Genomic DNA, 22,183 nt, shown 5'->3' on the forward strand with positions numbered 1-22,183 from the left:
CCGATTGGGTGATTACCGCGGTAATCACGGTGGGCTTGGGCTGTTGGGGTTATGCGTTAGGAAAACGCAATAAGTTGAATTTACTTGGTAGTGTCATACCAGTTGGTTATTTTATCCTACGGTTAGTCTTTGCGCTGGTACTGGGTGCAGGAGTTCGAGAAGTGATAGCCAGGTTTAGTCGGTAATTTGGTATTTACCTTTATCTATGTCTTGTTGTTCGTTTCTGTACGGCAACGGTTCAATAAGGAAAAATTACTAAAAGATGAAACTTTGCTTCGCGTTGCACGGCGTAAGGATAATTTTAAGCGCATGGATATCTTTGGTAATGATTGGTATGCAGAGACCACTAAAGACCATAAGCAAATCTGGGTTAAAGTTCATGATGGTGGTATTAATAGTCGGCCTGTTCCTGTTAGGAAAGACGGAATGCATAAAGCTTCTTGGTATCCAAAGAATGGAGTGAAATTACCTTGATAAAAAGATTAAATGAGCGGGAGAGCTACTTCTCAATGTCTGAATTTTTGGAATCCTACTATTGGGCCAGCAAGGATGGCAGCCTTGGAAGTCTATTGGGAAGTGTTACACTCTGGCGTAATAATAATGATGAATTATTTGATCAAGCAATTGCGGACGACTGGCATGCGTTTTTTAGCGATGTGAGCGACGAGGACCACACCGTGCTTGAAAGCTTTCAAGCGGTTAAGCAGTTTGTGAACGAATATTTGCCAGATTTTGCTGAAACGACATCAGTATCACGAAATTTGACGTATCATATTCGAATGATTTGTGAGATGTCAGAAGCGCAACGGAGTCAGGAACCCGTGTGGCAAAATTGGGTGGCGGCGGTTAATTGGATTACGAATCCCAATATTGTGCAGGTTAATGAATCACCTTTTCTCAAAAAGGGGCAGTCCTTGCCTAATCCGAAGAAGAAAGGCTTTCGGAAAAATCAATTCCCGGTCGCCCAGGTCTTACCCGCACCGCGGCCAGAAATTCCATTAGCATCTAATCTTGAAAAACTTGATTTGACCCAATCGTATCACGCATATATGAACTTCTTGACTCATTATCAGGTCACCGATAGTAGTCGCGAATTGGGAGACTTTTTACAAAAATATAGCGTAATCAGCGAGGACAACCAAGAATATCGCTATTGGAGGTACGATTTTACGAAAGGCACTCGTAAAGAAAAAGTAAAGCTGTTAGACGTTTTAAAGCTCTTTTTGATGATATGGGATTACGCTGAAATTGAAATACGAGACAATGCCTTGCACGCGCAACCGCTTCGTAAGTTAAGCTACGAAATCTGGAAGGCGGTTTATATGCCACACAGCCAACGTGTTCAGACGGAGGTTTGGCAGAACTGGTTAGCTGCAGTGCACGAAGCAATGCAGTAAGTGATTGTGTCACATAAGTATTGGAGGAAAGTTAGTGCTAATTATTGTGGTTATTGGATTATTGTTGCTGGTGGTGACTGTAGGCTTGGGGGTCTGGAGTTATCGGTTGGGCAAAAGGAATCGATCTAATTTAGTTGGTATAGTTATTCCAGTAGCGTACTTTGTTGTTCGAGCGATTCTGGCGATGATGATGCAAAGTACGACGCGGGGACTAGTATCATCGTTAGTCGGTAGCCTACTGTTCAGTTTGATTTACTATGGACTATTCGCTTGGGGAAAGCACCGAGCTACTCGGTAGTATGAATTAGTCAGATACGATGACCGATATTCGACGAGAAATAATTGCCGAATATCGGTCATTTTTATAGCCATGTGGCGTTTTGATAAAGGAGGATTCAAATGCTTGTATTTATTCTAATTGGAACGATTACGGCGGTAATCACAATTGGCTTAGGATATTGGAACCATGTTTTAGGTAAACGCAAAAGGTCGAGTCTAGTTGGCAGTGTCATACCAGCTGGTTACTTTGTTGTCCGTTTAATTTTTGCACTTTTACTTTGTGAGGGCGCTAAAGAGTTAGTGACTAGTATCGCCGGTAATGTGGTGATTACCGTTGTCTATGTCTTACTGTTTATTTGGGGAAAGCAACGATCGACTAACCAGAAACAAGCAGAATAAGTTAGTTGAGCGTTTAGGATACTGAGAAGCTTATGCAGAACGTTATGATGAGCTCATTGATGGTGGTATTCATTCCGCTATGAAAGGCACAATGCATAAAGTCCCTCGGTATATCAAGAATGGAGTGAAATTACTTTGGAAAAAAGATTAAATGAGCGGGAGAGCTACTTTTCAATGTCTGAATTTTTGGATTCATACTATTGGGCCAGCAAGGATGATAGTCTAGGAAGTCTATTGGGGAGTGTCACATTATGGAGTGACGATGGTGAATTATTTGATCAAGCAATTGCGGACGACTGGCACACGTTTTTTAGCGATGTGAGCGACGAGGACCACACGGTGTCTGAAAGTTTTCAAGCGGTTAAGCAGTTTGTGAACGAATATTTAGAGGATATCGCGGCTACGACATCAGTAGCACGAAATTTGACGTATAACATTCGAATGATTTGTGAGATGTCAGAAGCGCAACGGAGTCAGGAACCCGTGTGGCAGAACTGGGTGGCGGCGGTTAACTGGATCACGAATCCTAATGTTGTCCCTCGTAAAGAATCGCCATTCCTTAAAGCGGGGCAATCCTTGTCTAATCCGAAGAGAAAGGGCTTTCGGAAAAATCAATTTCCAGTCGCCAAGGTTTTGCCAGCACAGCGGCCAGAAATTCCGTTAGCATCTAATCTGGAGAAAATTGATTTGGACCAATCTTTTCACGCATTAATGAACTTCTTAAATCATTATCAAGTCACCGATGACAATAGTGAATTGAAAGACTATTTGCAAAAGAATAGTGTGATCAGCGAAGATAACCAAGAGTATCTCTATTGGAAGGGTAAGTTTTCGTGGGTTTCACATAAAGAAAAGCTGTTAGATATTTTGAAGGCCTTTTTAATGGTCCGGGATTACTTTGAAATGGCTTTTCCGGATAATGCTGTGCACGCGCAACCGCTGCGTAAGTTAAGCTATGAAATCTGGAAGGCGGTTTATTTGCCACATAACCAACGTGTTCAGACGGAGGTTTGGCAGAACTGGATAGCCGCGGTACACGAACCAATACAGTAAGTCAGCATGGCATTGCAAGACAATCATTAACGATATGTCTATGTAGATTTATAAAAAGAGGCGTGAAATCAGTACTGGACAGTTTCGATGGTGAAAATCAGAATGCCCTGCATGGGTCGTGTACAGAATGGGTGGGATTACATTGGAAAAAAGATTAAGTGAGCGGGAAAGTTATTTCTCAATGTCTGAGTTTTTGGACTCCTACTATTGGGCTAGCGAAGTGATAGCCTTGGAAATCTGTTGGGGAGTGTTACACTTTGGCGTAATGATAATGATGAATTATTTGATCAAGCAATTGCAGAAGACTGGCACGCATTTTTTAGCGATGTGAGCAACGAGGACCACACCCTGCTTGAAAGCTTTCAAGCGGTTAAGCAGTTTGTGAATGAATACTTACCGGATATCGCTGAAACGACATCAGTATCACGAAATTTGACGTATCGTATTCGAATGATTTGTGAGATGTCAGAAGCGCAACGGGATCAGGAACCCGTGTGGCAGAACTGGGTGGCGACAGTTAATTGGATTACGAATCCGAATGTGGTGCCGGTTAATGAATCACCTTTTCTCAAAAAGGGGCAATCCCTGCCTAATCCGAAGAAGAAGGGCTTTCGGAAAAATCAATTTCCAGTTGCTCAAGTCTTGCCAGCGCCGCGCCCCGAAATTCCACTGGCATCTAATCTGGAGAAACTTGATTTGACCCAATCGTATCACGTATTTATGAACTTTTTAACTCATTATCAGGCCACTGACAGTAGTCGTGAATTGGGAGACTTTTTACAAAAGAGTAGCGCGGATGGCGAAGACAATCAAGAATATCTCTATTGGGAGGATACGTTTTCGAGATTCTCTCGTAAAGAAAAATTGGCAGATGTTTTGAAAACTTTGTTAATGATGTGGGAATACGTTGAAATTGAATTCCCAGACAATGCCTTGCATGCGCAACCACTGCGCAAGTTAAGCTATGAAATCTGGAAGACGGTTTATATGCCACACAGCCAACGTGTTCAGACGAAGCTTTGGCAGAACTGGTCAGCTGCAGTACACCAAGCTTTGGAGTAAGTGATCGTACCATTGCAAGACAATCATTAATGATATGCCTATGTAAATTTAGCGGAAGAAGTACAAGTTAACATCTGAAGATGTCCTTGCAATTATTAGGGGCTTTGATGGGAACTTGTATTGGCTAGAAAAGGGAAATGATCGTGCTGGACTGAAACATATTTTAAAGCACCATGAGGACAATTTTGCTGATAGAGGTGTGGCAAAGGCAGATATTCCTAAGTTGTTAGATAAAGCTTTAAAGTCAAAGGCAATAAAACGTGGTGTGGGTAAAAAGGGCCCATATGCAAACTATAAAGTTGCCGGATTTAAAATTGAAGTGCAACATATAAAAAACTAGACCAAAAGGCCATGAAGACCTATTCTTAAATCAACCACGAACTAAGAAAGGAATGTCTTCATGACCCAAAACCAGAATACCACGTCTAGAACTTACCAACAACTCCAACCATGCGAACGAGGCGAAATTATGGCCCTTCACAATGAAAATTGGCCCGCTAGTCAGATTGCCCAAAAGCTTCATCGCGACCGGAGTACTATCACGCGTGAACTCAATCGTGGCGCCACACGTCAAATCGGCGCTAATCACAAGCCTTACCACGTTTACTACGCCGAGACGGCCCAAATACTTCACGGCGACCGCCGTGCTGCTTGTCATGCGGTTAGCTGGACAGATAAGGCGCCCGAGTTCTTCGATTACTTAACCAGCGAGCTCCATAAAAAGCCTCGGGAACAGAGCGTCGACACCTGCGTTCATAAGTACAAAATGGCTTGGCCAGATCGTCCTTGCCCGTCAACGCCGACTGTCTATCGCTACATCGATGCCGGGCTACTAGATGTGACGAATAGCGACCTGCCGATGAAGCTTCGCCGCCATGTGAGATCAGGTCAAAAAACTCATCAACGTAAGAATAAACGGGCCCTAGGTAAATCCATTGAAGACCGTCCAGCTGCCGCTAATGACCGGACTGAAATCGGTCACTGGGAAGGTGACCTGGTCAAGGGTAAACGGGTTGCCAGTGAACCAGCCCTGTTGACTTTGACGGAGCGTGTTAGCCGTTATGAAATCATCCTCAAGATTGCGAATTATCACGCCGACACTTGTCGCCAAGCGGTTCAAGACGCGATTGATGATTACGGTCCAGAGCACTTTAAAACGCTAACGTTCGACAACGGTTCTGAGTTCGCCGACTTGTCCAAGGTACAAGGGGACAACGGTCTATTTCGCACACCCATATTCACCTTGGGAACGAGGGACTAATGAGAATCAAAACCAGTTGATCAGGGAGTTCATCCCTAAGGGCAAGTCAATGAAATCCCTAACACTCCCGGTAATCCAAGCTATCCAAGATGCACTCAACCAACGACCACGTAAGATCTTAGGTTATAAATCAGCGATGGATATCTTGCCAGACTTTGATTAACTAGACCAATGTTTAAGGATAGGTCAGGTATGTTGCACTTGATTTGACAATTCGGGAAACTATAAAGTTAATAGAAAAGAATATCGAGTTGTATACGGAGATAACGGTTTTATTGTATCGTTTTATCCAGTGGGAGAATAATCAACATGAAGGAGTGGATATGGTGTATAAGTTATTATCAATAGATGATTTTGTTGCCACAAGGAATTTAATGCTACAGAACACTGAGACGAATTCACTCGAAAAAGTTTTTGACGATTCAGGATTGGTAAATGAGGGTGAAACCTTCTATTTTATGGAGATTGGTAAGGAATATGAGTGTAAAATTGCCTTAGTTGGTGACATGAATCATACACATATTGGTGAATGGAGAAAGTTTGACGTTTTGAAGCTTGATGAAAAGATAGGTGACAAGCTATTTTTGAAAATCGGGTCTAAGCGAGATATTTATTATATTAGTCAACAGAGTGTACCAGATTATGACTCAACGATGCGAACCATAATGCTAGAATATATACGGAAAGATTTGATACAAGTCAATAATCTCAATAGTGGAAACTTGTATCCTTGACTATTAAAGCGGTATTTAATAGTTTTATAAAGTCATAAATTAAAGCAAAACAATGATTTTATCTATGTAAATTTATAAAAAGAGGCTCGCATCAATACTGGACAGTTTCGAGGATGAAAAACGGAATATCCGGTGGGTCGTGTACAGAATGGGTGGGATTACTTTGGAGAAAAGAGTGGATGAGCAGGAGAGCTACTTCTCAATGTCTGAGTTTTTGGATTCATACTACTGGACTAGCAAAGATGATAGTCTAGGAAGTCTATTGGGAAGTGTCACATTATGGAGTGACGATGGTGAACTATTTGATCAAGCAATTGCCGATGACTGGCATGCATTTTTTATCGACGTGAGTGACGAGGACCACACTGTGTTAGAAAGTTTTCAAGCGGTTAAGCAATTCGTGAATGAATATTTACCAGATGTTGCGGAAATAACGTCTGTATCTCGAAATTTGACGTGTCGCATTCGAATGATTTGTGAGATGCCAGAAGTGAAACGGAATCAGGAACCCGTGTGGCAAAATTGGGTTGCCGCGGTTAATTGGATTACGAATCCAAATGTGGTGCCGGTGAATGAATCGCCTTTTCTCAAAAAGGGACAGTCCTTGCCTAATCCGAAGAAGAAAGGCTTTCGGAAAAATCAATTTCCAGTCGCCCAGGTCTTGCCAGCTCCGCGCCCCAAAATTCCAATGGAAGACAACCCTGAGATGTTGACTGTTGAACAATCATTTCAGGCACAGCTCGCTTTTATGCGGCATTATTATCAAGTCACTAATGGCAGCGAGCTAGGAAACTATTTACAACAATATTCGAAGGTTAATGATGCCAATGAAAGGTACAAAGCATGGGGTAGAAAATTTTCTGCGAATGCTGAAACCGATACTAAGGCTAGTAGCCTAACTGTACTGTTGATGGCAAAAGAATACTATGAAGTCTTTTGCACAGACAATGCCTTGCATGCGCAACCACTGCGTAAGTTGACCAGTGAAATCTGGAAGACAGTTTATTTGCCGCACAACCAACGTGTTCAGACGGAGGTTTGGCAGAACTGGTTAACTGCAGTACACCAAGCATTGGAGTAAACGTTTATGCCACTGCAAGACAATCATTTTGGAGGATACATTAGGGCTAATTATTCCAGTATTGTGTCTTGTTATTCGGACAATCCTGGCGAGGATGATGCTCAAGAGGATTCATTGAAGTGTTGAAAATCTGATATAAGTAATCGAATACCAAATAAGCCCAGAGAGCGCGCGTCCTTATTGATTGAAATCAAGGGACATCTATCGAAGAACTCGTTCAACGGGCATGTGTTGCGTTAATAACAAATAGGGGGCGATGTCATGTTTAAACTTTCAACGGAAGATTTGAAAATTCATATCGTAGAACGGGCTTCCAGATTGGGAGATCTTAGTCGTATTAACGAGTACAATTTCGTTGAAAATAATCATGGGAGTGCAGATGGCTTTTACATTTATTCGGACGGTCAGAGATATCATTTTGTGTATAGTGAGCGCGGAACGGAAAATACGCATAATGTGACAGATAACCTGTTTGAAATAACATATTGGGTTATTAGTTCTATTACTGATACGTTAGCGATTGCGTACATGAGAGCGCACATTTCATCAAATCAAACACAAAGAAAAGTTATTTTTGATCAAAAATTAAGATTATTAAGTATGGTAGGTGAAAATTATAAGAAAGCTGGAGAAATAGAAATTAGTGAAGGATTGAAAACAGCGCCATTATAAGAATCCAGAACTGCCAAATCGAGCCAATACTTTCAACCTAGTGATTCAGTTACGCCAAGTCTGCTAGCACGTTATTACCCATCAGTAATAGAACCCGACTTTGACAATCGCTTGAAGACTAGTGATGGTCGGAGCTGCCAATTAAATCGGGCGGCTTAGTGAAAATAGTGTGACATAATAATCGAAAACTAAATGGGATTAGGAATGTGAACGTGTCAATGGTAGGCGCAGACCTAGATGCTTTACGTCTAACTACGATGCGACGCTTCCCAAATTAAAGTGAGGTAAACGTCGTGACAAATAACGTGATTTCATATATCAACCGCATGGAGGTTAAAAAGCTCAAAATACAGCTGAAAACAGTGGATTGTTATACGGTGGAAGTTCCAGGAACGAAAATACAAACAAAGCGATGTTTTCTCGACTTCATGGGTGAAAAGTTCGCCATGCCTGACTATCAGGGGTGGGATGCTTACGCAGATTGGATGACAGATTTGAGTTGGATCCCTAATCAACAAATTTGTGTGATTATTGATGATTATGGTTCTTTTTTAAGAAAAGATCTGAGAGCCAGGAAGGATTCGATGGAAATCTTTAAGGATGACATTTTGCCATTTTGGGAGAAGGACGTGTTGAAGTTCGTGGTTGGTGGGAAAACCAGGGCCTTTAACGTGTACCTTGTTAATTAAGACGGCCAAAGTGATCGTTCGTAAGCGCGAATAAAAATTGGTCAATATACAGTTATATCCCAACAGAATCATGAAAATTAATTAAAATAGCAACTGACCAAGTAATGATTTGTCAAACGCAATTCAATCCGTACCAACTAATCAGCCACGTGCCAATGTGCCGTGGCTTTTTTGCGTTCATCGGCTCAAAAGCGCATTAATATCATTTCACAGATTATTTAATACAGAATATTAATTCACCAAACTTAAAAATTTAAGTGCTTGTCTTGGTGTTTCGCTTCTAGCTATAATGCACACTAGAGCAGTGTGAGGTATCACTGTGATTTTGGGAACGGCAGGGGACTGATTTAGTTCGCGACTGCTAGTATAGAACGCACTTTGGGGGAAGCTTATGGCTAAAATAGCATGTGTGATTGTCACTTACAATCGAAAACAACTTTTGGGGGAAGCGTTGGAGAGTGCCCTGAACCAAGAAGCGGCACCGGAGACCATCTTCGTGATTGATAATGCGTCGACGGACGGGACTGAGGGCTATATTAATCAGCGCTTTGACTTCGATAATCAACGGCTACACTATGTCCGCTGTGCACAAAACTTGGGTGGCTCAGCAGGATTTGCGACTGGAATGCGGCTGGCGTTGCAGACCGACTGTGATTGGATCTCGATTTCAGATGACGACGCGCTGTTTGAGCCGGGGTATTTCAAGGCCATGCGGGCGGGTATCGCTGACCATCCACAGCAACAAGTCTTTTCCGGCTCAGTCCTACTACCGGACGGCACGCACGACATGATGCATCGCGAGTTGATTACGAATCCGGCGACATTGACGGTCAAACCAGTCAGTGAAGCCACTTACGTGCAGGATTTTATGTATGACATTTTCTCATTTGTCGGGGTCTTAATGAGCCGGCAAGTGGTCGAAGACATTGGCTTGCCTGAGCAAGATTATTTTATTCGGTTTGATGATTTTGAATACGCGGTCCGCGCGTTGAAGTACGGTCGGTTCATGAATCTTAGTGCAGCCAAAGTCTTACACAAAACGACTTACATGCGCGCCTCGATTGCACCGTGGAAAGAGTATTACGTGATGCGCAACCGCATCGCGTTATTGCTGAAGCATCGCGGTGCTAATCGCGTGACGCGCTGGTATTGTCGCCGCTTTTTGGCACGTAAATTACTGGCGATTCTACTCTTCCGGAATCGCTGGGGCCAGGCATGGCCGCTGATCAAAGCCTACGTGACCGGCTATCGAGATGGTTGGCACGCACGATTGGGGCGCCAACTCGCTTTTTTACCATCGTGATGACGGCACAATTAGAAGACAGACCAAAGCTGGTCAACGAAACGATTTAGGAGTGGACGAACATGCAATATGGGGCAGTTGTGGTAACTTTTAACCGCAAAAAATTATTACTTGAATCAATTACGGCACTGATGAATCAGACGGTGCCGCCGACCAAGATCATCATCATTGATAATCATTCGACCGATGGGACGCGTGCGGCGCTGGAACATCAGGGTATCTTGACGAATTCGCAGGTCGACTATCGCTATTTGGAACAAAATATCGGCGGTGCCGGTGGGTTTGCGCGGGGCATGCAGATTGCTCAGGCCGACCCGAACCTTGACTGGGTCTCACTATCCGATGACGATGCCATTTTTGAAGCGGACTATTTTGAAAAATTAATCGCGTATCATTCGACCCATCCGAATCGCCAAATCCTGACGGGGAGCGTATACGTGGAAGATGGTCGCCTGCAAGTGGATCAACGCAATCGCTTCACAAGTTGGAGTACTTTTCGGACGCAGGCAGTGCCTGAAGCGGCTTACACGGGTAACTTTGAGTTTGACCAATACACGTTCTGTGGCGTCTTCATGAGCCTGGCGATCGTTAAGCAAGTCGGTGTGGCCGATGCGGGCTTCTTCATTTGGTGGGATGACTGTGAATACGCGGTCCGGACGGCCAAGTTGTCCAAACCAGTCAACGTGAGTGCGGCCAAGTTGATTCACAAGACCTATTTACCGTCGCTGGACCTAAAGACTAGCTTTATTCCAGATTGGCGGCTCTACTACGGCCTACGCAACCGGTTCATTACCATCAAACGCTGGCGGGCCAATCCAGTGGTTAGTCTGGCCTGGCTGAGCTATTTCTATGCTCGCTTGCTATTCAAGCTATGCGGGCCATTTTATCGGGGTTATCATAAAATGGTCATCAAGGCCTATACGCAAGCGTTGCGGGACGCGGCGATTGAAAAAGAAGGCTTGAACCTTAATTTTATGCCGGGGCAGAAATTTTAAACGTCACCCGTTGACCGTCCAAGTTAGTCTGACTAATTAGGACGGCTTTTTGGACCCCGCAAAATTTAATTTTCGAATTTATTTCCTAATCTCAGATGATAAATATTGTGGTTGGCGGTCTGACCGGAACGGATTATTAGTCGGTAACATCTAAATCAGATGACGGACTAGACGTGGCTCGGCACAAACGCGTTTAAACGGGTAATCATAATATTATTTGTTATTTAGATAGTAAACTTAATTTAGCAAGCCCCAATATTTGATTAAAACCCATTATATCCGTATGTTGAGCGATTGTTTATCACGTAATGTTTGTTATAATTCACCAAGAACAAGTTAATTTTGGGGGAATTCACATGAACGAACAATACGATTATTTGGTAGTTGGTGCGGGACTATTTGGTGCCGTCTTTGCTCATGAAGCAGCCTTACGCGGTAAACGGGTCAAAGTGATTGAAAAGCGCGACCACATTGCTGGTAATATCTACACTAAGGAAGTGGCGGGGATTCAAGTCCACCAATACGGGGCTCATATCTTCCACACTTCGGATCGTGAAATTTGGGATTACGTTAATCAATTTGCGGAATTTAACCGTTATACGAATAGCCCAGTCGCTAATTACAAGGGTCACATGTACAACCTGCCGTTCAACATGAATACGTTCAGTGAACTCTGGGGCGTTCGGACACCGGCAGAAGCAGCCGCTAAGATTGCGGAACAACGCGCGGCGGCGAATCTCGGTGATCACCAACCACGCAACTTGGAGGAACAAGCAATTGCGTTGATTGGGACCGATATTTACGAAAAGCTGATCAAGGGTTATACGGAAAAGCAGTGGGGACAAAAGGCTACGGATTTACCAGCGTTCATTATTCGGCGGTTACCGGTACGCTACACTTACGATAACAATTACTTTAACGATACTTATCAAGGTATTCCCATCGGTGGTTATACGCAGATTGTTGAGAAGATGTTAGCTCATCCTGAAATTACCGTGGAAACGAACACCGACTTCTTTGCGCATAAGGCTGAGTATCTTGCCCAATACCCGAAAGTCGTCTTTACCGGGATGATTGACCAATTCTTTGAATATCAGTTAGGGGAATTAGCCTACCGTTCACTACGTTTTGAGACTGAAACCGTGCCCGTGGATAATTATCAAGGTAATGCCGTAGTCAATTACACTGATGCTGAGACGCCGTATACCCGTGTTATCGAACACAAACACTTTGAGTTCGGTAAGGGCGATGCGGATCAAACTGTAATTACACGTGAATTTCCAGCGAACTGGCAGCGGGGTGACGAGCCGTATTATCCGGTCAATAATCAAACCAACAATACGCTCTACAAACAGTATGCGAAGCTCGCCGCGGCTGAACCCCAAGTCATCTTTGGTGGTCGACTAGGCCAGTATCGCTACTATGACATGCACCAAGTGATTCACGCGGCCTTAGTGACAGTCGCGTCGGAATTTGCAACGACCAAATAAAAGAATGTGTGATGATTGAAGATGAGAAAACGGCTAGCAATTGTGTGGGGGAGCCTAGCATTGCTCGCACTATTATTGGGATATGCTTGCTACGCCCTGAGTATTCAGCGCGGTCAAGACACGGTCACGCGGATTTATCAAACTGATCAAAATGGGACGCCGATTATTTCACCCGGACCAATTACCTTAGTAGGTAAGGTCAATCACCGCAATTTATTTCAATCTGGCATTAATGGCTATGTCTTAACGACTCGCGATCCATTGTCGACTTTGTTGCCGCGCCGTAATCAAACAGTGCATCTAAAGTATCGTTCTGCACAGACGACGGCGGAGCTACGCAAGACGCTACGTCAAGCACGGTATTTACAAGCCGGTACTCAGAATACCGCCACGCCGGTCTTTCAAAATCGACAGCAGCGAGGTGATGCGACAACGTACGGTCGTATCAGTACCAGCCAAGACGGCCGGATATGGACGAAACTACCCATTAGTTATCCGCATGTGCAATTGTCACGGCCGAGTGTCTGGTACGCGAATGGCCGCTTGACGTTGATAGATGGGCAAGACCGTTACTGGACGACTAATTTTAAAGATTGGCAACATCAACGGTTGAACTTTAACGGGGCTGATTTTAAGCAAGGTCGGGTTCAGGCCGTCTTTCCAGGTACGACTCGTTCAGCGGTTGTTATGGTTCGCGGCATTGATCGCCAAAGCAGTCGCGCCAAACTCTATTATGGACAGCTCACGAAGACTGGACGGATCAAAGCTTGGCACGCGTTACAACTAGGAAAGCTCCCAGCGCGCCAAGTCGCTGGAATGAGCTTGATTGATCAACACTTATACCTGTTTCGTCAGCGCGGTACGCAGTTGGCCATTTATCGTGCCAATCGGTTGACGCGTCCGGTCAGGTTGGTTGGTCGCGTTAAGCTAAATCATGCGCAGTCACAACGAGTGACCGCGGTGAATTTGATACCGACCACCAAGCATCGCTACCGGTTAATATTTGACTTGACGACAGCTGAAAAAGTTCAGAAACAGCCACGTTATCGGTTACTTGATCGGCGATTTAAAGCAGTGGGGCAGCAGCATCTATTGGTCACTGATTATCTCTGGAGCCAATTTCAAATTAGTCTACGTGGGAGTGAGTGAGGCACATGAAGGTACAGCCAAAGGAACGCTTTAGTCTAGCGTGGCGGTGGTTGCCGCTCGAATTGCTGATCATTATGCTAAGCGTCGGCCTTGGATGGGCGGGCAATCGATGGCTACCTAAGCCGGTGTATCAAGCATCTGTTGATATTCAGATTGCGCAAACGCCGCGTTCAGGGCTGTCAACAGCCCGTCTAAAACGTCAGCGACGCCAGGATATCAAAGCTATCACGCAGTTCAACGTGATGCCACACCAGAGTGCAGTGCTGACTCGAGCCAGCACTTATGCCTATGCGCATTATGGCATTTGGCAACCGATTCAGGAACTGAGTGAGTCGGTCCAAGCGGCACCAGTTGCGCGGCGACCGGTCTTGCGAGTGACAGCAACGAGTAGTTCACGGCAAGTGGCCCAGCAGAATGTTCAGGCGTTCAATGTGGCGATTAAAGCTAATCTGACGGGCTTAAAAAATTATCGAGTGAAGACAGTTAAACGTACCGTAACGCGTGAGACGAACGTGATTCGCGGGGCGCTTTGGAAGTTAATATTAGTTGTTGGGGGCGGCTTGGCGTTGCTGAGTCCGTACCTCGTGAAATATGGTCAGGGTTGGGGGCGGCACGATGATGAGACGTAGGGGAGCAAGTATGCAGCAGCACCGTAATGTGCTCTATCTGATTATCTTCGGAATCTACTTAGCCTCAGTCACACTACAGACGACGACCTTTAACGAGATGATACCGCATCGAGTGGGCGTTTTGATTGAATTAGCGACTTTGGCCGCATTACTGGGCCTCGTGGTTTGCTTAGATACCTTGACCCCCGGCCAAATTATTGGAGAAGTCAGTTTACTTGTACTGGTGACTGTCGTGACACTCACATCGGGTGCGCATTATTTGATGCCGACAATCATGTTGGTGATTGCAGCCCGGGAAGTTTCGTTTCGGCAGATCATTCAAGTTTATCTGGGCGTCGTGGGGACGATTCTCTTGTTAGCGCTAGTTGCTGCGGAAGTCGGACTGATTAAAAATATTACGTTTGCAACTGCCGATGGGTTACGTCAGTCGTTTGGTGTCGTGTATACCACTGATTTTGCGGCCCATATTTTCTATCTGTGTGCGGCGTATTTGTATTTATTGGCCCGTCGTTTTCGATTAGTAGCGCTATTACCCGTGTTGTTTGGCCTGGCAATGATTTACCAGTTTACGAAAACGATGACGGATGTGATTGCTTTACTCGTTTTGATCAGCTTGTACTTGGTCTATATCTATCGCCGTCAGCTTCGGTGGCTTCGGCCGATGATTCGGTATAGCTTTTTGATGTTACCACTTGCTAGTGGGCTAATTATTGGGTTGTCGAATATTTTTAATTATCAAGACCGGTTGCTGGTAGCGCTCAATAATACCTTGTCCACGCGACTCGCGCTAGGGAATAACGCGTTATTAGCATATGGCGTTAAATTATTCGGCCAAGCCCCGATTCCAATTAATGGTTGGGGCGGCGATCGGTTTGAAACGTTTACCAATGGTGTTGGTGATGCAACGTATTTCTTCATTGACTCGTCATTCTTAAATATGTTGATTTCATACGGATTACTATTAACGCTGATTATAATTATCGGTATGACCTGGTTTTTGTATCAACGTACGCGGCAACACGATTATTTGTTGCCGGTAATCTTTGTGGCCATTGCCATCAGTAGTATGTTTGATCAGCACTTCTTAGAAGTAACGTATAACGTCTTTATTCTGATGTTATTCGCTGATTTACCAAATTATCAAACGGCAGTCGGCCCCGCATTTGACCAACCTGTCGTTATTCGAAGGGGGGCGTCGTGCCGATGAATCATCAACAGGCTTATCGGGTCCAGCGGTTGATCCTGATCATCGCCCTGATGTTAATTCTATTCGGTGATACCGGGATGAACGCGGTATTTAGTTTTAGCCACCAACCACAAAGTATCTGGTTCTATCCGCAGCTCGTCATTGCATTAATAACGGCAGCGGGCCCCAACTTATTGTTGATGGCCCTGGGCGCCTATCAATTGCGGCGCACGGCATTGACCGTGCCACAGTTGATTCGCCGAGTCTTATGGATAATAGGCGGAATTACCTTATTCTCACTGGCCTTCTATCTTGAAGACTTGGTGACCCAAGGCAGTTTAAATAGTTTTAACATTGCCGGCTTTTTAACCGCGTTAGCCCAAGCGCCCGTGGGCTTTTATGACATTTTGTATGAGCTGTTGGGCTTCTTTGTCACCTTGCCGTTGTTAAGGGTGATTGCACACCATGCGAGTGTTGCGATTCAGCAATACCTATTTTGGGCGGAGCTCGTATTTATTGGCATGGTACCAATCTTGGCCTATTTCACTGGTTTGACGACGATCAGTGTTAATTCGCCGCTCGCGATTACGGCCGGTTGCTTTTTTGCATTGATGGGGTATTGGTTGAGCCAAACGGAGGTGTTACACCGGATTACGCGAGAACATCTCTTAGTGGCGTGGCTGCTGACATGTGGGTGCTATGCCGTGATGGTGTCGGTCACGATGTATCAAGTGAATCTGGAAAAGAATTTTGACCTTATCAGCAGCCAGCCATTTGCCCAAACCTTTCAGGCAATTCCATGTTTGACGCTGTGGGTGACGATTGCCACCTGGATGATGAACCGGCCACGGTCCAAAGCAGTACGCCGGCATAACTTTGTTCAAACGGGTTATGGTGATATGCTGGTGGCCGGTCTACTGATTACACCATTTATGGTCATTAATCGGTTGCTGACACCAATTATTGGTGCGTGGTGGTCTGGTTGGCTCTGGAGTATCGCGGTGCTGATCGTTAGCGTTGAACTAGTATGGTTATTACGACATGTCCGCTGGTTGCAACGGTTATTACCAGATTTATTTGGTGGCTCCCAGTTAATAGGAGGCTCTGTTAATGCGCAAAAGAATTGAGTGGATCGATATTGCAAAGGGAATCGCAATTTTAGCGGTCGTGATTGGTCATACCTTGGGCCCCTATAACGGGCAATTCTTCGGTAGTTTGATCTTCGCCTTTCACATGCCGATTTTCTTCATGTTGAGCGGTTATTTGTATCGCTCACGCCCGGCACGACAAGAATGTCAGCGTGGCATCATTAACCTATTACTACCGTATCTCGCAACGGCAGTTGTGCTCTTAGTCGTAAGTGCGATAGCCCGATTATTACCGAATCCGCTCCTTAATGCGTATTTTCCAAGCTGGCGACAAGGACTAATTGCCACGGCATACGGGGCCGGTTCGGCAGTGTTCAATCCGTGGCACTGGCAAGTTCAACCGATTGGGGCCGTGTGGTTCTTGCTCAGTATGTTTATTGTGCTGCAACTGTTCAATGGTGTGATGCTACTAACGGCCCGACGTCATCAGCGCTGGCGTCAGGCCATTGTACGGGGCGGGGTGTTCGCTATTTTCGCAATCTTAGGTGGTTGGCTCGGTCATGCCGCTTATTTACCGTGGGCCGTTAACGCCGCGTTGTTAGCACAGCTCTTTTTATATGCTGGTTACCTCGTTAAACAAACAGCCCTGCTAAGTCGGATATCATCAGCTTGGTATTTATTATTCACGTTCATGTGGTTAGTGAGTGCTTTTCAGGGTTATTTTGCGTTGACAGTTCCAACATCGCCTAATCTGTTGATTAGCGTCATGGGGGGTGTTGCTGGCAGTTTGTGTATCATTCGCGTCAGTGACTGGCTTAGTCATTATCCGAATGCGCGGCCGATTAAGTGGTTAAAACGCTACGGTCAGTTATCGCTAGTGGTTCTGTGTTTTCATTTGATCGATCTAAACGTGATTGGCATTGAAGGATGGTTGACGAATCATTTGATTACCCATATGGGACCACTCGTGACGACGATCATCGCAATCAGTTACCGGATTGGCTTCGTGACGGTTGCCATGCTGGCAATTCCGCATCTTCCGGGAATTCGAGCTTGTTTTTTACCTCGGCAGTATCTATTTCGCCGGCTACAACGTCGTTAAATTACTGTGTATAATCCGGCAAATACCGAGATAATTAATTGACCTAACAGTCACGTGCAAATACTTGCATTATTAAATGATGGAAAATTTATCATGATTTGAAGCACAAATTTCATACCAGAGGGGGACTGGCAAATGAAAGTACAAATTTATGTAGCGGCTCATAAGCCGTATCAAATGCCACAGGATCCAACTTACCGACCTATTTTTGTTGGTGCTGCGATCCATGGGGGTGCACCACAAAATTATCAACCTGATAACGTCGGTGACAACATTTCGGCAAGCAACCCGAACTTTAACGAGCTAACGGCGATGTACTGGATCTGGAAGAACTGTCATGCGGATGTTAAGGGTTTGAATCAATATCGACGCTACTTGTCTGAGGCACCTAAACGCAAATTAGCCGGTATTTTATCAATGACCGAAATTGAAAGTTTATTGCAGCAATATGATGTCATCGTACCAAAAAAGCGCCATTATTATATTGAATCGAATTATTCACATTACGTTCACGCACATCATCGGGAACCACTGGACATGATGCGAACGGTTATTAGTGAACGTCATGCCGCCTACTTAGATGATTTTGATCAGTTGATGCATCAAACGTCGGCGCACATGTTTAACATGATGATTATGGCGGGTCCTAAGTTTGACGACTATGCCAAATGGGTCTTTGATATTCTGTTTGCTGTGTGTGACCGGATCGATATTGCGGATTACGATGTCCAAGAAGCTCGCGTTTTCGGGTACTTATCTGAGTTCCTATTGGACGTGTGGATCAACCATAACCAACTTAAGTACGTGGAAGTCCCGGTAATGTACATGGAAAAGCAACAGTTACCGGCGAAAGCGTATAATCTGTTGAAACGTAAGTTCTTTCCACAAGCTGCCAAGCGGACCCATTTTTAACGTTTGACATTTCAATTTAATGCAGACAAATTGAAGTGTTGAGTAGGTGATCCTGGTGTACCATGAACATCAAGTAACGTGTATCGATAACCACCAGTACGCGTTTAATAGTGACCAGGTCATATTAATAGGACTGACTTGTTAACGACAGATAGTTTAGTTCACGATACTTGAGTGGTGACAAACCTACAGCCTTTTTGAATGTTTTTGAGAACGTAGGGGTGTCATAAAAGTGCAATAAAGATGCGATTTTACCGACAGATAGCTGACGTTGTAGTAACAAACGCTTGGCTTCTGATAATTTAATATGCTGAATATACGCATTAATTGAAAATCCTAGTTCTTTTTTGAACAGTTTTTGGGTGTAATCATTGTTCAAGTTTAAAGTATGCAGAACTCCATGACTGTTAGTAAGTTCTTGTGGATGGGCACTGATGTAATAAGCCGTTAAAGCCACTTGTTTTGATAGATTCTGGTAAGAAACATGAAAGTCGAAGTTGTCTAATAAATTGAAATAAGTAGTAATGATATCATTGCTTAATGGCCAAAATGTCGATGATGTACAAGGTGATTTTTTAATAAAATTAAAGAAATATAATCGCAATTTTAGGAAGTCATTTAGGTTGAGATTGTGGGTATAACTAGCTGCTGTTAAGCTACCAATTAAGCCCAGTAGAAGTTGATTAAGTATTTCTGCATCGATACAATTTATAGGATGAACTTCCTTGAATTTATTGATGCGACTAATTGCGTGATCGAAATCACGTATTTTAAAAAAGTGTATCAGATCATGTTCCAATAATGAAAAATTTAAAATGAATTCTTGCTCGGATGATGAGATACGCAAGGGAGTAAAGCGTGCAATGTTCATAATTAGAGACCTTCCATCATAATTATTAAATTTGATATTTTGCAATACAAATCATTCATGGACAACACAAAAATTATTAAATGTAATTTATTTTGTAGTAGAAAGATGTTACCATTATGATTAATTAAGGCAACAAGGTAACTTTAGCATGCTTTTGTAAAAAATCGTGCTATATATTCTGCGTTATCAAATAGGTAATGCTATACTTATCGTGAATTTAACTGAGAAACTTTAATTATAATGTCCCATTTTACACCTATCCTTTCGCATGATTTTTTACAAAATCGTGCGAAAGGATAGATTTTTATGTTAAAAAAGGATAATTTTGGAGAGCATAAAACACACTATAAGCTTTATAAATGTGGAAAAAACTGGGCTATTATGGGGATTACGTTGGTTTCATTGGGGGTAGGTACTGTTACTATGACACGGGCCGCCGCAGCAGATTCCGAAGTGACGAACGATTCAGCATCTCAACATGTGACGAGCATCTCTACTGATGCGTCTAAAAATCAGCATACGTCTAGTAATGTGATTCTTACAAATGATGATAAAAGTGTTAGTGCATCAATTAATCAAGACGCTAGCGCGAGTGTTGTCAATAAGGCGGTCAGCGCAACTAGCCAAGAAAATAGTAGCGTTCAAAATACTAGTCAGGCAACCAGTACAAGCAAACAAGAATCCAGTAGTGCGAAAAATACTAGTCAGGCAACCAGTACAAGCAATCAAGAAGCTAACAGTGCCAAGAGTATTAATCAAGCGACCCGTACAAGCAATCAAGAATCCAGTAGTACGAAAAATACTAGTCAGGCAACCAGTACAAGCAATCAAGAAGCTAACAGTGCCAAGAGTATTAATCAAGCGACCCGTACAAGCAATCAAGAATCCAGTAGTGCGAAAAATACTAGTCAGACAACCAGTACAAGTAGTCGGAAGATTAATAGCACTAAAAGCCAAGCCCAATCATTAACAACTACGACTACGGGCAAAGCGGTTCGTGCTACCTCGACTAGTGTTAAAAAGTACTCCACCAAGACAAAAGTGTCATATAGCACATTGTTACAGCAGCTTCGTACAAGTAAAGCGTTGATCTCTGATGAAGCGGCCTTGACTCATGTAGACAAGGACAATTTCCTAAAGTATTTTAGTTTGAACGGATCTGCAACATATGATGCCAAGACGGGAATTGTAACTATTACGCCCAATCAAAATAATCAAGTTGGTAATTTTTCATTAACCAGTAAGATTGATATGAATAAAAGCTTTACATTAACTGGTCAGGTAAATCTGGGGTCTAACCCGAATGGTGCGGATGGAATTGGGTTTGCTTTTCACAGTGGCAATACAACTGACGTGGGAAATGCTGGTGGTAATTTAGGTATTGGTGGATTGCAAGACGCTATCGGGTTCAAGCTAGACACATGGTTTAATAGCTACCAAGCACCATCATCAGATAAAAATGGGAGTGAAATCTCATCAACAAATTCTAATGGCTTTGGTTGGAATGGTGACTCAGCCAACGCACCATATGGCACCTTTGTCAAGACGAGTAACCAAGAAATTTCGACTGCGAATGGTTCTAAGGTACAGCGATGGTGGGCTCAAGATACAGGAGAGTCGCAGGCGTTAAGTAAAGCGGATATTGATGGTAACTTTCATGATTTTGTAGTTAACTATGATGGTGCTACAAGAACGTTAACCGTTAGTTATACGCAAGCTAGTGGTAAAGTATTAACTTGGAAGACGACTGTTGCCAGTTCTTATCAAGCAATGGCCATGGTTGTCAGTGCATCAACTGGTGCAGCTAAAAATTTACAACAATTTAAGTTGACTAGCTTCGATTTTCAAGAAGCAGCGACTGTGAATGTAAAATATGTTGATACTACTGGACATCAGCTAGCTCAAGGAACAGCTAATTATCCAGATGGAGCGTATGTCAATGGTCGGTACACCACTAAACAATTAATAATTCCCAATTATAGATTTATTAAGATGGATGATGGCTCAGTTACCGGCACAAAAAGTTTAGATGCCAATGGAACCTTAATCCAATCGGGTGACAATGGTACTGTTATCTATGTATATGTGCCTGAATATATGGCTATTGTCAAGACAGTTAACGAAACTATTAATTATGTTGATGAAAATGGTCATGCGTTGACCACTAGCTACACCGCCAATCCCATCCATATATTGACCGTGACGAATCCGGTGGATGGAACGACGACAACCTACTATTCAACAATTACAACATCGATAGAACTAGATGCGACAACTGGTAGACCAGTCGATTCTGGATGGGTATTGGGTAATAGTCAAGATTTCGATGCAGTTACAAATCCACAAATCAAGGGCTATACAGTAACAAGTACTGATGCGCCTAATTCAGATTTGCAGCATGTGTCAGCGCAGACGGTTACTGGTGATTCTGGTGACCTTGAATTTACCGTCGTGTACACCAAGAATGTCCCAATCGTGGCAACGGAAAGTAAAACGGTCAATGAGACTATTCATTATGTTTATACGGATGGAACTACAGCCCACGATGACTATGTGGCCCAGCCCATCACGTTTACACGGACTATATTTACAGATGCTGTCACGGGTGAAAAGACATATGGGGGTTGGTCGGCAGCGCAACAATTTGCGGCCGTGGATAGTCCAGCAATTAAGGGCTACACACCAGATCAGAGCAAAATTAGTACGCAGACGGTTACTGGCGATTCCAGTGACCTTGAATTTACCATCGTGTACACCAAGAATGCTCCAACCGTGACAACGGAAAGTAAAACGGTCAATGAGACTATTCATTATGTTTATACGGATGGAAC

21 protein-coding genes and 2 pseudogenes are annotated in these 22,183 nt (G+C 43.8%); 22 read left to right on the forward strand and 1 reads right to left on the reverse strand.

The genetic code is table 11. The features are described 5' to 3' along the window. Positions 1 to 186: 186 nt before the first annotated feature. The 21 genes and pseudogenes from MZO41_RS09240 (at position 187) to MZO41_RS09340 (ending at position 18,481) form a co-directional block, all read left to right on the forward strand. The gene (locus tag MZO41_RS09240; RefSeq protein WP_128650866.1) at positions 187 to 474 is read left to right on the forward strand and encodes a hypothetical protein; all 288 of its coding nucleotides are present in this window, start codon (positions 187 to 189) and stop codon (positions 472 to 474) included. Beyond that, positions 471 to 1,397: a hypothetical protein gene (locus MZO41_RS09245; protein WP_013355397.1), complete on the forward strand. Its 927-nt coding sequence runs from the start codon at positions 471 to 473 to the stop codon at positions 1,395 to 1,397. Before MZO41_RS09240 ends, MZO41_RS09245 begins: the two co-directional genes overlap by 4 nt. A 34-nt stretch (positions 1,398 to 1,431) precedes the next feature. Beyond that, positions 1,432 to 1,695 carry a hypothetical protein gene (locus MZO41_RS09250; protein WP_022638552.1) on the forward strand — a complete coding sequence of 88 codons (264 nt, stop codon included), beginning with the start codon at positions 1,432 to 1,434 and terminating at the stop codon, positions 1,693 to 1,695. Between the two features lie 101 nt (positions 1,696 to 1,796). Continuing rightward, positions 1,797 to 2,075: a hypothetical protein gene (locus MZO41_RS09255; RefSeq protein WP_013355399.1), complete on the forward strand. Its 279-nt coding sequence runs from the start codon at positions 1,797 to 1,799 to the stop codon at positions 2,073 to 2,075. Between the two features lie 135 nt (positions 2,076 to 2,210). Beyond that, positions 2,211 to 3,128: a hypothetical protein gene (locus tag MZO41_RS09260; RefSeq protein ID WP_013355400.1), complete on the forward strand. Its 918-nt coding sequence runs from the start codon at positions 2,211 to 2,213 to the stop codon at positions 3,126 to 3,128. 142 nt (positions 3,129 to 3,270) lie between these two features. Next, positions 3,271 to 4,190: pseudogene (locus MZO41_RS09265) on the forward strand (hypothetical protein). A 115-nt stretch (positions 4,191 to 4,305) separates the two neighbouring features. Continuing rightward, positions 4,306 to 4,530 (forward strand): hypothetical protein, encoded by a 225-nt coding sequence (locus MZO41_RS09270; RefSeq protein ID WP_013355402.1) that lies wholly within the window; start codon positions 4,306 to 4,308, stop codon positions 4,528 to 4,530. A 60-nt stretch (positions 4,531 to 4,590) separates the two neighbouring features. Beyond that, positions 4,591 to 5,614, forward strand: a pseudogene (locus MZO41_RS09275) (IS30 family transposase). A gap of 160 nt (positions 5,615 to 5,774) precedes the next feature. Continuing rightward, positions 5,775 to 6,185, forward strand: a complete 411-nt coding sequence (locus tag MZO41_RS09280; RefSeq protein WP_013355405.1) for a hypothetical protein — start codon at positions 5,775 to 5,777, stop codon at positions 6,183 to 6,185. 163 nt (positions 6,186 to 6,348) lie between these two features. Further along, a complete protein-coding gene (locus MZO41_RS09285) occupies positions 6,349 to 7,266 on the forward strand; it encodes a hypothetical protein (RefSeq protein WP_033607865.1) in 918 nt (305 codons plus the stop codon). A 261-nt stretch (positions 7,267 to 7,527) separates the two neighbouring features. Beyond that, entirely contained in the window at positions 7,528 to 7,938 is a 411-nt protein-coding gene (locus tag MZO41_RS09290; protein WP_013355406.1) for an Imm63 family immunity protein, read from the forward strand. A 293-nt stretch (positions 7,939 to 8,231) separates the two neighbouring features. After that, a complete protein-coding gene (locus tag MZO41_RS09295; RefSeq protein WP_072534105.1) occupies positions 8,232 to 8,627 on the forward strand; it encodes a barstar family protein in 396 nt (131 codons plus the stop codon). Positions 8,628 to 9,018: 391 nt separating this feature from the next. After that, entirely contained in the window at positions 9,019 to 9,930 is a 912-nt protein-coding gene (locus MZO41_RS09300) for a glycosyltransferase family 2 protein (RefSeq protein WP_022638556.1), read from the forward strand. A 62-nt stretch (positions 9,931 to 9,992) separates the two neighbouring features. Further along, positions 9,993 to 10,925 (forward strand): glycosyltransferase family 2 protein, encoded by a 933-nt coding sequence (locus MZO41_RS09305; RefSeq protein ID WP_013355409.1) that lies wholly within the window; start codon positions 9,993 to 9,995, stop codon positions 10,923 to 10,925. 356 nt (positions 10,926 to 11,281) lie between these two features. Continuing rightward, entirely contained in the window at positions 11,282 to 12,415 is a 1,134-nt protein-coding gene (gene glf / locus MZO41_RS09310) for a UDP-galactopyranose mutase (protein ID WP_013355410.1), read from the forward strand. Positions 12,416 to 12,436: 21 nt separating this feature from the next. After that, positions 12,437 to 13,564: a hypothetical protein gene (locus MZO41_RS09315; RefSeq protein ID WP_003643280.1), complete on the forward strand. Its 1,128-nt coding sequence runs from the start codon at positions 12,437 to 12,439 to the stop codon at positions 13,562 to 13,564. A 5-nt stretch (positions 13,565 to 13,569) separates the two neighbouring features. Continuing rightward, a complete protein-coding gene (locus MZO41_RS09320) occupies positions 13,570 to 14,193 on the forward strand; it encodes a YveK family protein (RefSeq protein WP_003643281.1) in 624 nt (207 codons plus the stop codon). Continuing rightward, complete coding sequence (locus MZO41_RS09325) at positions 14,180 to 15,400, forward strand: hypothetical protein (protein ID WP_003643282.1); 1,221 nt, start codon at positions 14,180 to 14,182, stop codon at positions 15,398 to 15,400. Before MZO41_RS09320 ends, MZO41_RS09325 begins: the two co-directional genes overlap by 14 nt. Then, positions 15,397 to 16,506 carry an acyltransferase family protein gene (locus tag MZO41_RS09330; RefSeq protein WP_003643283.1) on the forward strand — a complete coding sequence of 370 codons (1,110 nt, stop codon included), beginning with the start codon at positions 15,397 to 15,399 and terminating at the stop codon, positions 16,504 to 16,506. Before MZO41_RS09325 ends, MZO41_RS09330 begins: the two co-directional genes overlap by 4 nt. Continuing rightward, positions 16,490 to 17,569 (forward strand): acyltransferase family protein, encoded by a 1,080-nt coding sequence (locus MZO41_RS09335; RefSeq protein ID WP_058906903.1) that lies wholly within the window; start codon positions 16,490 to 16,492, stop codon positions 17,567 to 17,569. Before MZO41_RS09330 ends, MZO41_RS09335 begins: the two co-directional genes overlap by 17 nt. A gap of 135 nt (positions 17,570 to 17,704) precedes the next feature. Continuing rightward, positions 17,705 to 18,481, forward strand: coding sequence for a DUF4422 domain-containing protein (locus tag MZO41_RS09340; RefSeq protein WP_003643285.1), 777 nt, complete (start codon positions 17,705 to 17,707; stop codon positions 18,479 to 18,481). 124 nt (positions 18,482 to 18,605) lie between these two features. Here MZO41_RS09340 and MZO41_RS09345 read toward each other — a convergent pair whose 3' ends face one another. Beyond that, positions 18,606 to 19,352 carry a helix-turn-helix transcriptional regulator gene (locus MZO41_RS09345; protein ID WP_003644185.1) on the reverse strand — a complete coding sequence of 249 codons (747 nt, stop codon included), beginning with the start codon at positions 19,350 to 19,352 and terminating at the stop codon, positions 18,606 to 18,608. 306 nt (positions 19,353 to 19,658) lie between these two features. Here MZO41_RS09345 and MZO41_RS09350 point away from each other — a divergent pair. Continuing rightward, the coding region (locus tag MZO41_RS09350; protein WP_252129676.1) for a lectin-like domain-containing protein at positions 19,659 to 22,183 on the forward strand (2,525 nt) is incomplete at its 3' end.

The sequence above is a fragment of the Lactiplantibacillus sp. C232 genome (genome assembly GCF_023806725.1).
Taxonomy (GTDB): domain Bacteria; phylum Bacillota; class Bacilli; order Lactobacillales; family Lactobacillaceae; genus Lactiplantibacillus; species Lactiplantibacillus plantarum.

Excerpts from the sequence above, each read along its gene's own strand:
- MZO41_RS09255 (WP_013355399.1), top strand. The coding sequence starts at position 1,797 with ATGCTTGTATTTATTCTAATTGGAACGATTACGGCGGTAATCACAATT.
- MZO41_RS09280 (WP_013355405.1), top strand. The coding sequence starts at position 5,775 with ATGGTGTATAAGTTATTATCAATAGATGATTTTGTTGCCACAAGGAAT.
- MZO41_RS09290 (WP_013355406.1), top strand. The coding sequence starts at position 7,528 with ATGTTTAAACTTTCAACGGAAGATTTGAAAATTCATATCGTAGAACGG.
- MZO41_RS09300 (WP_022638556.1), top strand. The coding sequence starts at position 9,019 with ATGGCTAAAATAGCATGTGTGATTGTCACTTACAATCGAAAACAACTT.
- MZO41_RS09305 (WP_013355409.1), top strand. The coding sequence starts at position 9,993 with ATGCAATATGGGGCAGTTGTGGTAACTTTTAACCGCAAAAAATTATTA.
- glf (WP_013355410.1), top strand. The coding sequence starts at position 11,282 with ATGAACGAACAATACGATTATTTGGTAGTTGGTGCGGGACTATTTGGT.
- MZO41_RS09315 (WP_003643280.1), top strand. The coding sequence starts at position 12,437 with ATGAGAAAACGGCTAGCAATTGTGTGGGGGAGCCTAGCATTGCTCGCA.
- MZO41_RS09320 (WP_003643281.1), top strand. The coding sequence starts at position 13,570 with ATGAAGGTACAGCCAAAGGAACGCTTTAGTCTAGCGTGGCGGTGGTTG.
- MZO41_RS09325 (WP_003643282.1), top strand. The coding sequence starts at position 14,180 with ATGATGAGACGTAGGGGAGCAAGTATGCAGCAGCACCGTAATGTGCTC.
- MZO41_RS09330 (WP_003643283.1), top strand. The coding sequence starts at position 15,397 with ATGAATCATCAACAGGCTTATCGGGTCCAGCGGTTGATCCTGATCATC.
- MZO41_RS09335 (WP_058906903.1), top strand. The coding sequence starts at position 16,490 with ATGCGCAAAAGAATTGAGTGGATCGATATTGCAAAGGGAATCGCAATT.
- MZO41_RS09340 (WP_003643285.1), top strand. The coding sequence starts at position 17,705 with ATGAAAGTACAAATTTATGTAGCGGCTCATAAGCCGTATCAAATGCCA.
- MZO41_RS09345 (WP_003644185.1), bottom strand. The coding sequence starts at position 19,352 with ATGAACATTGCACGCTTTACTCCCTTGCGTATCTCATCATCCGAGCAA.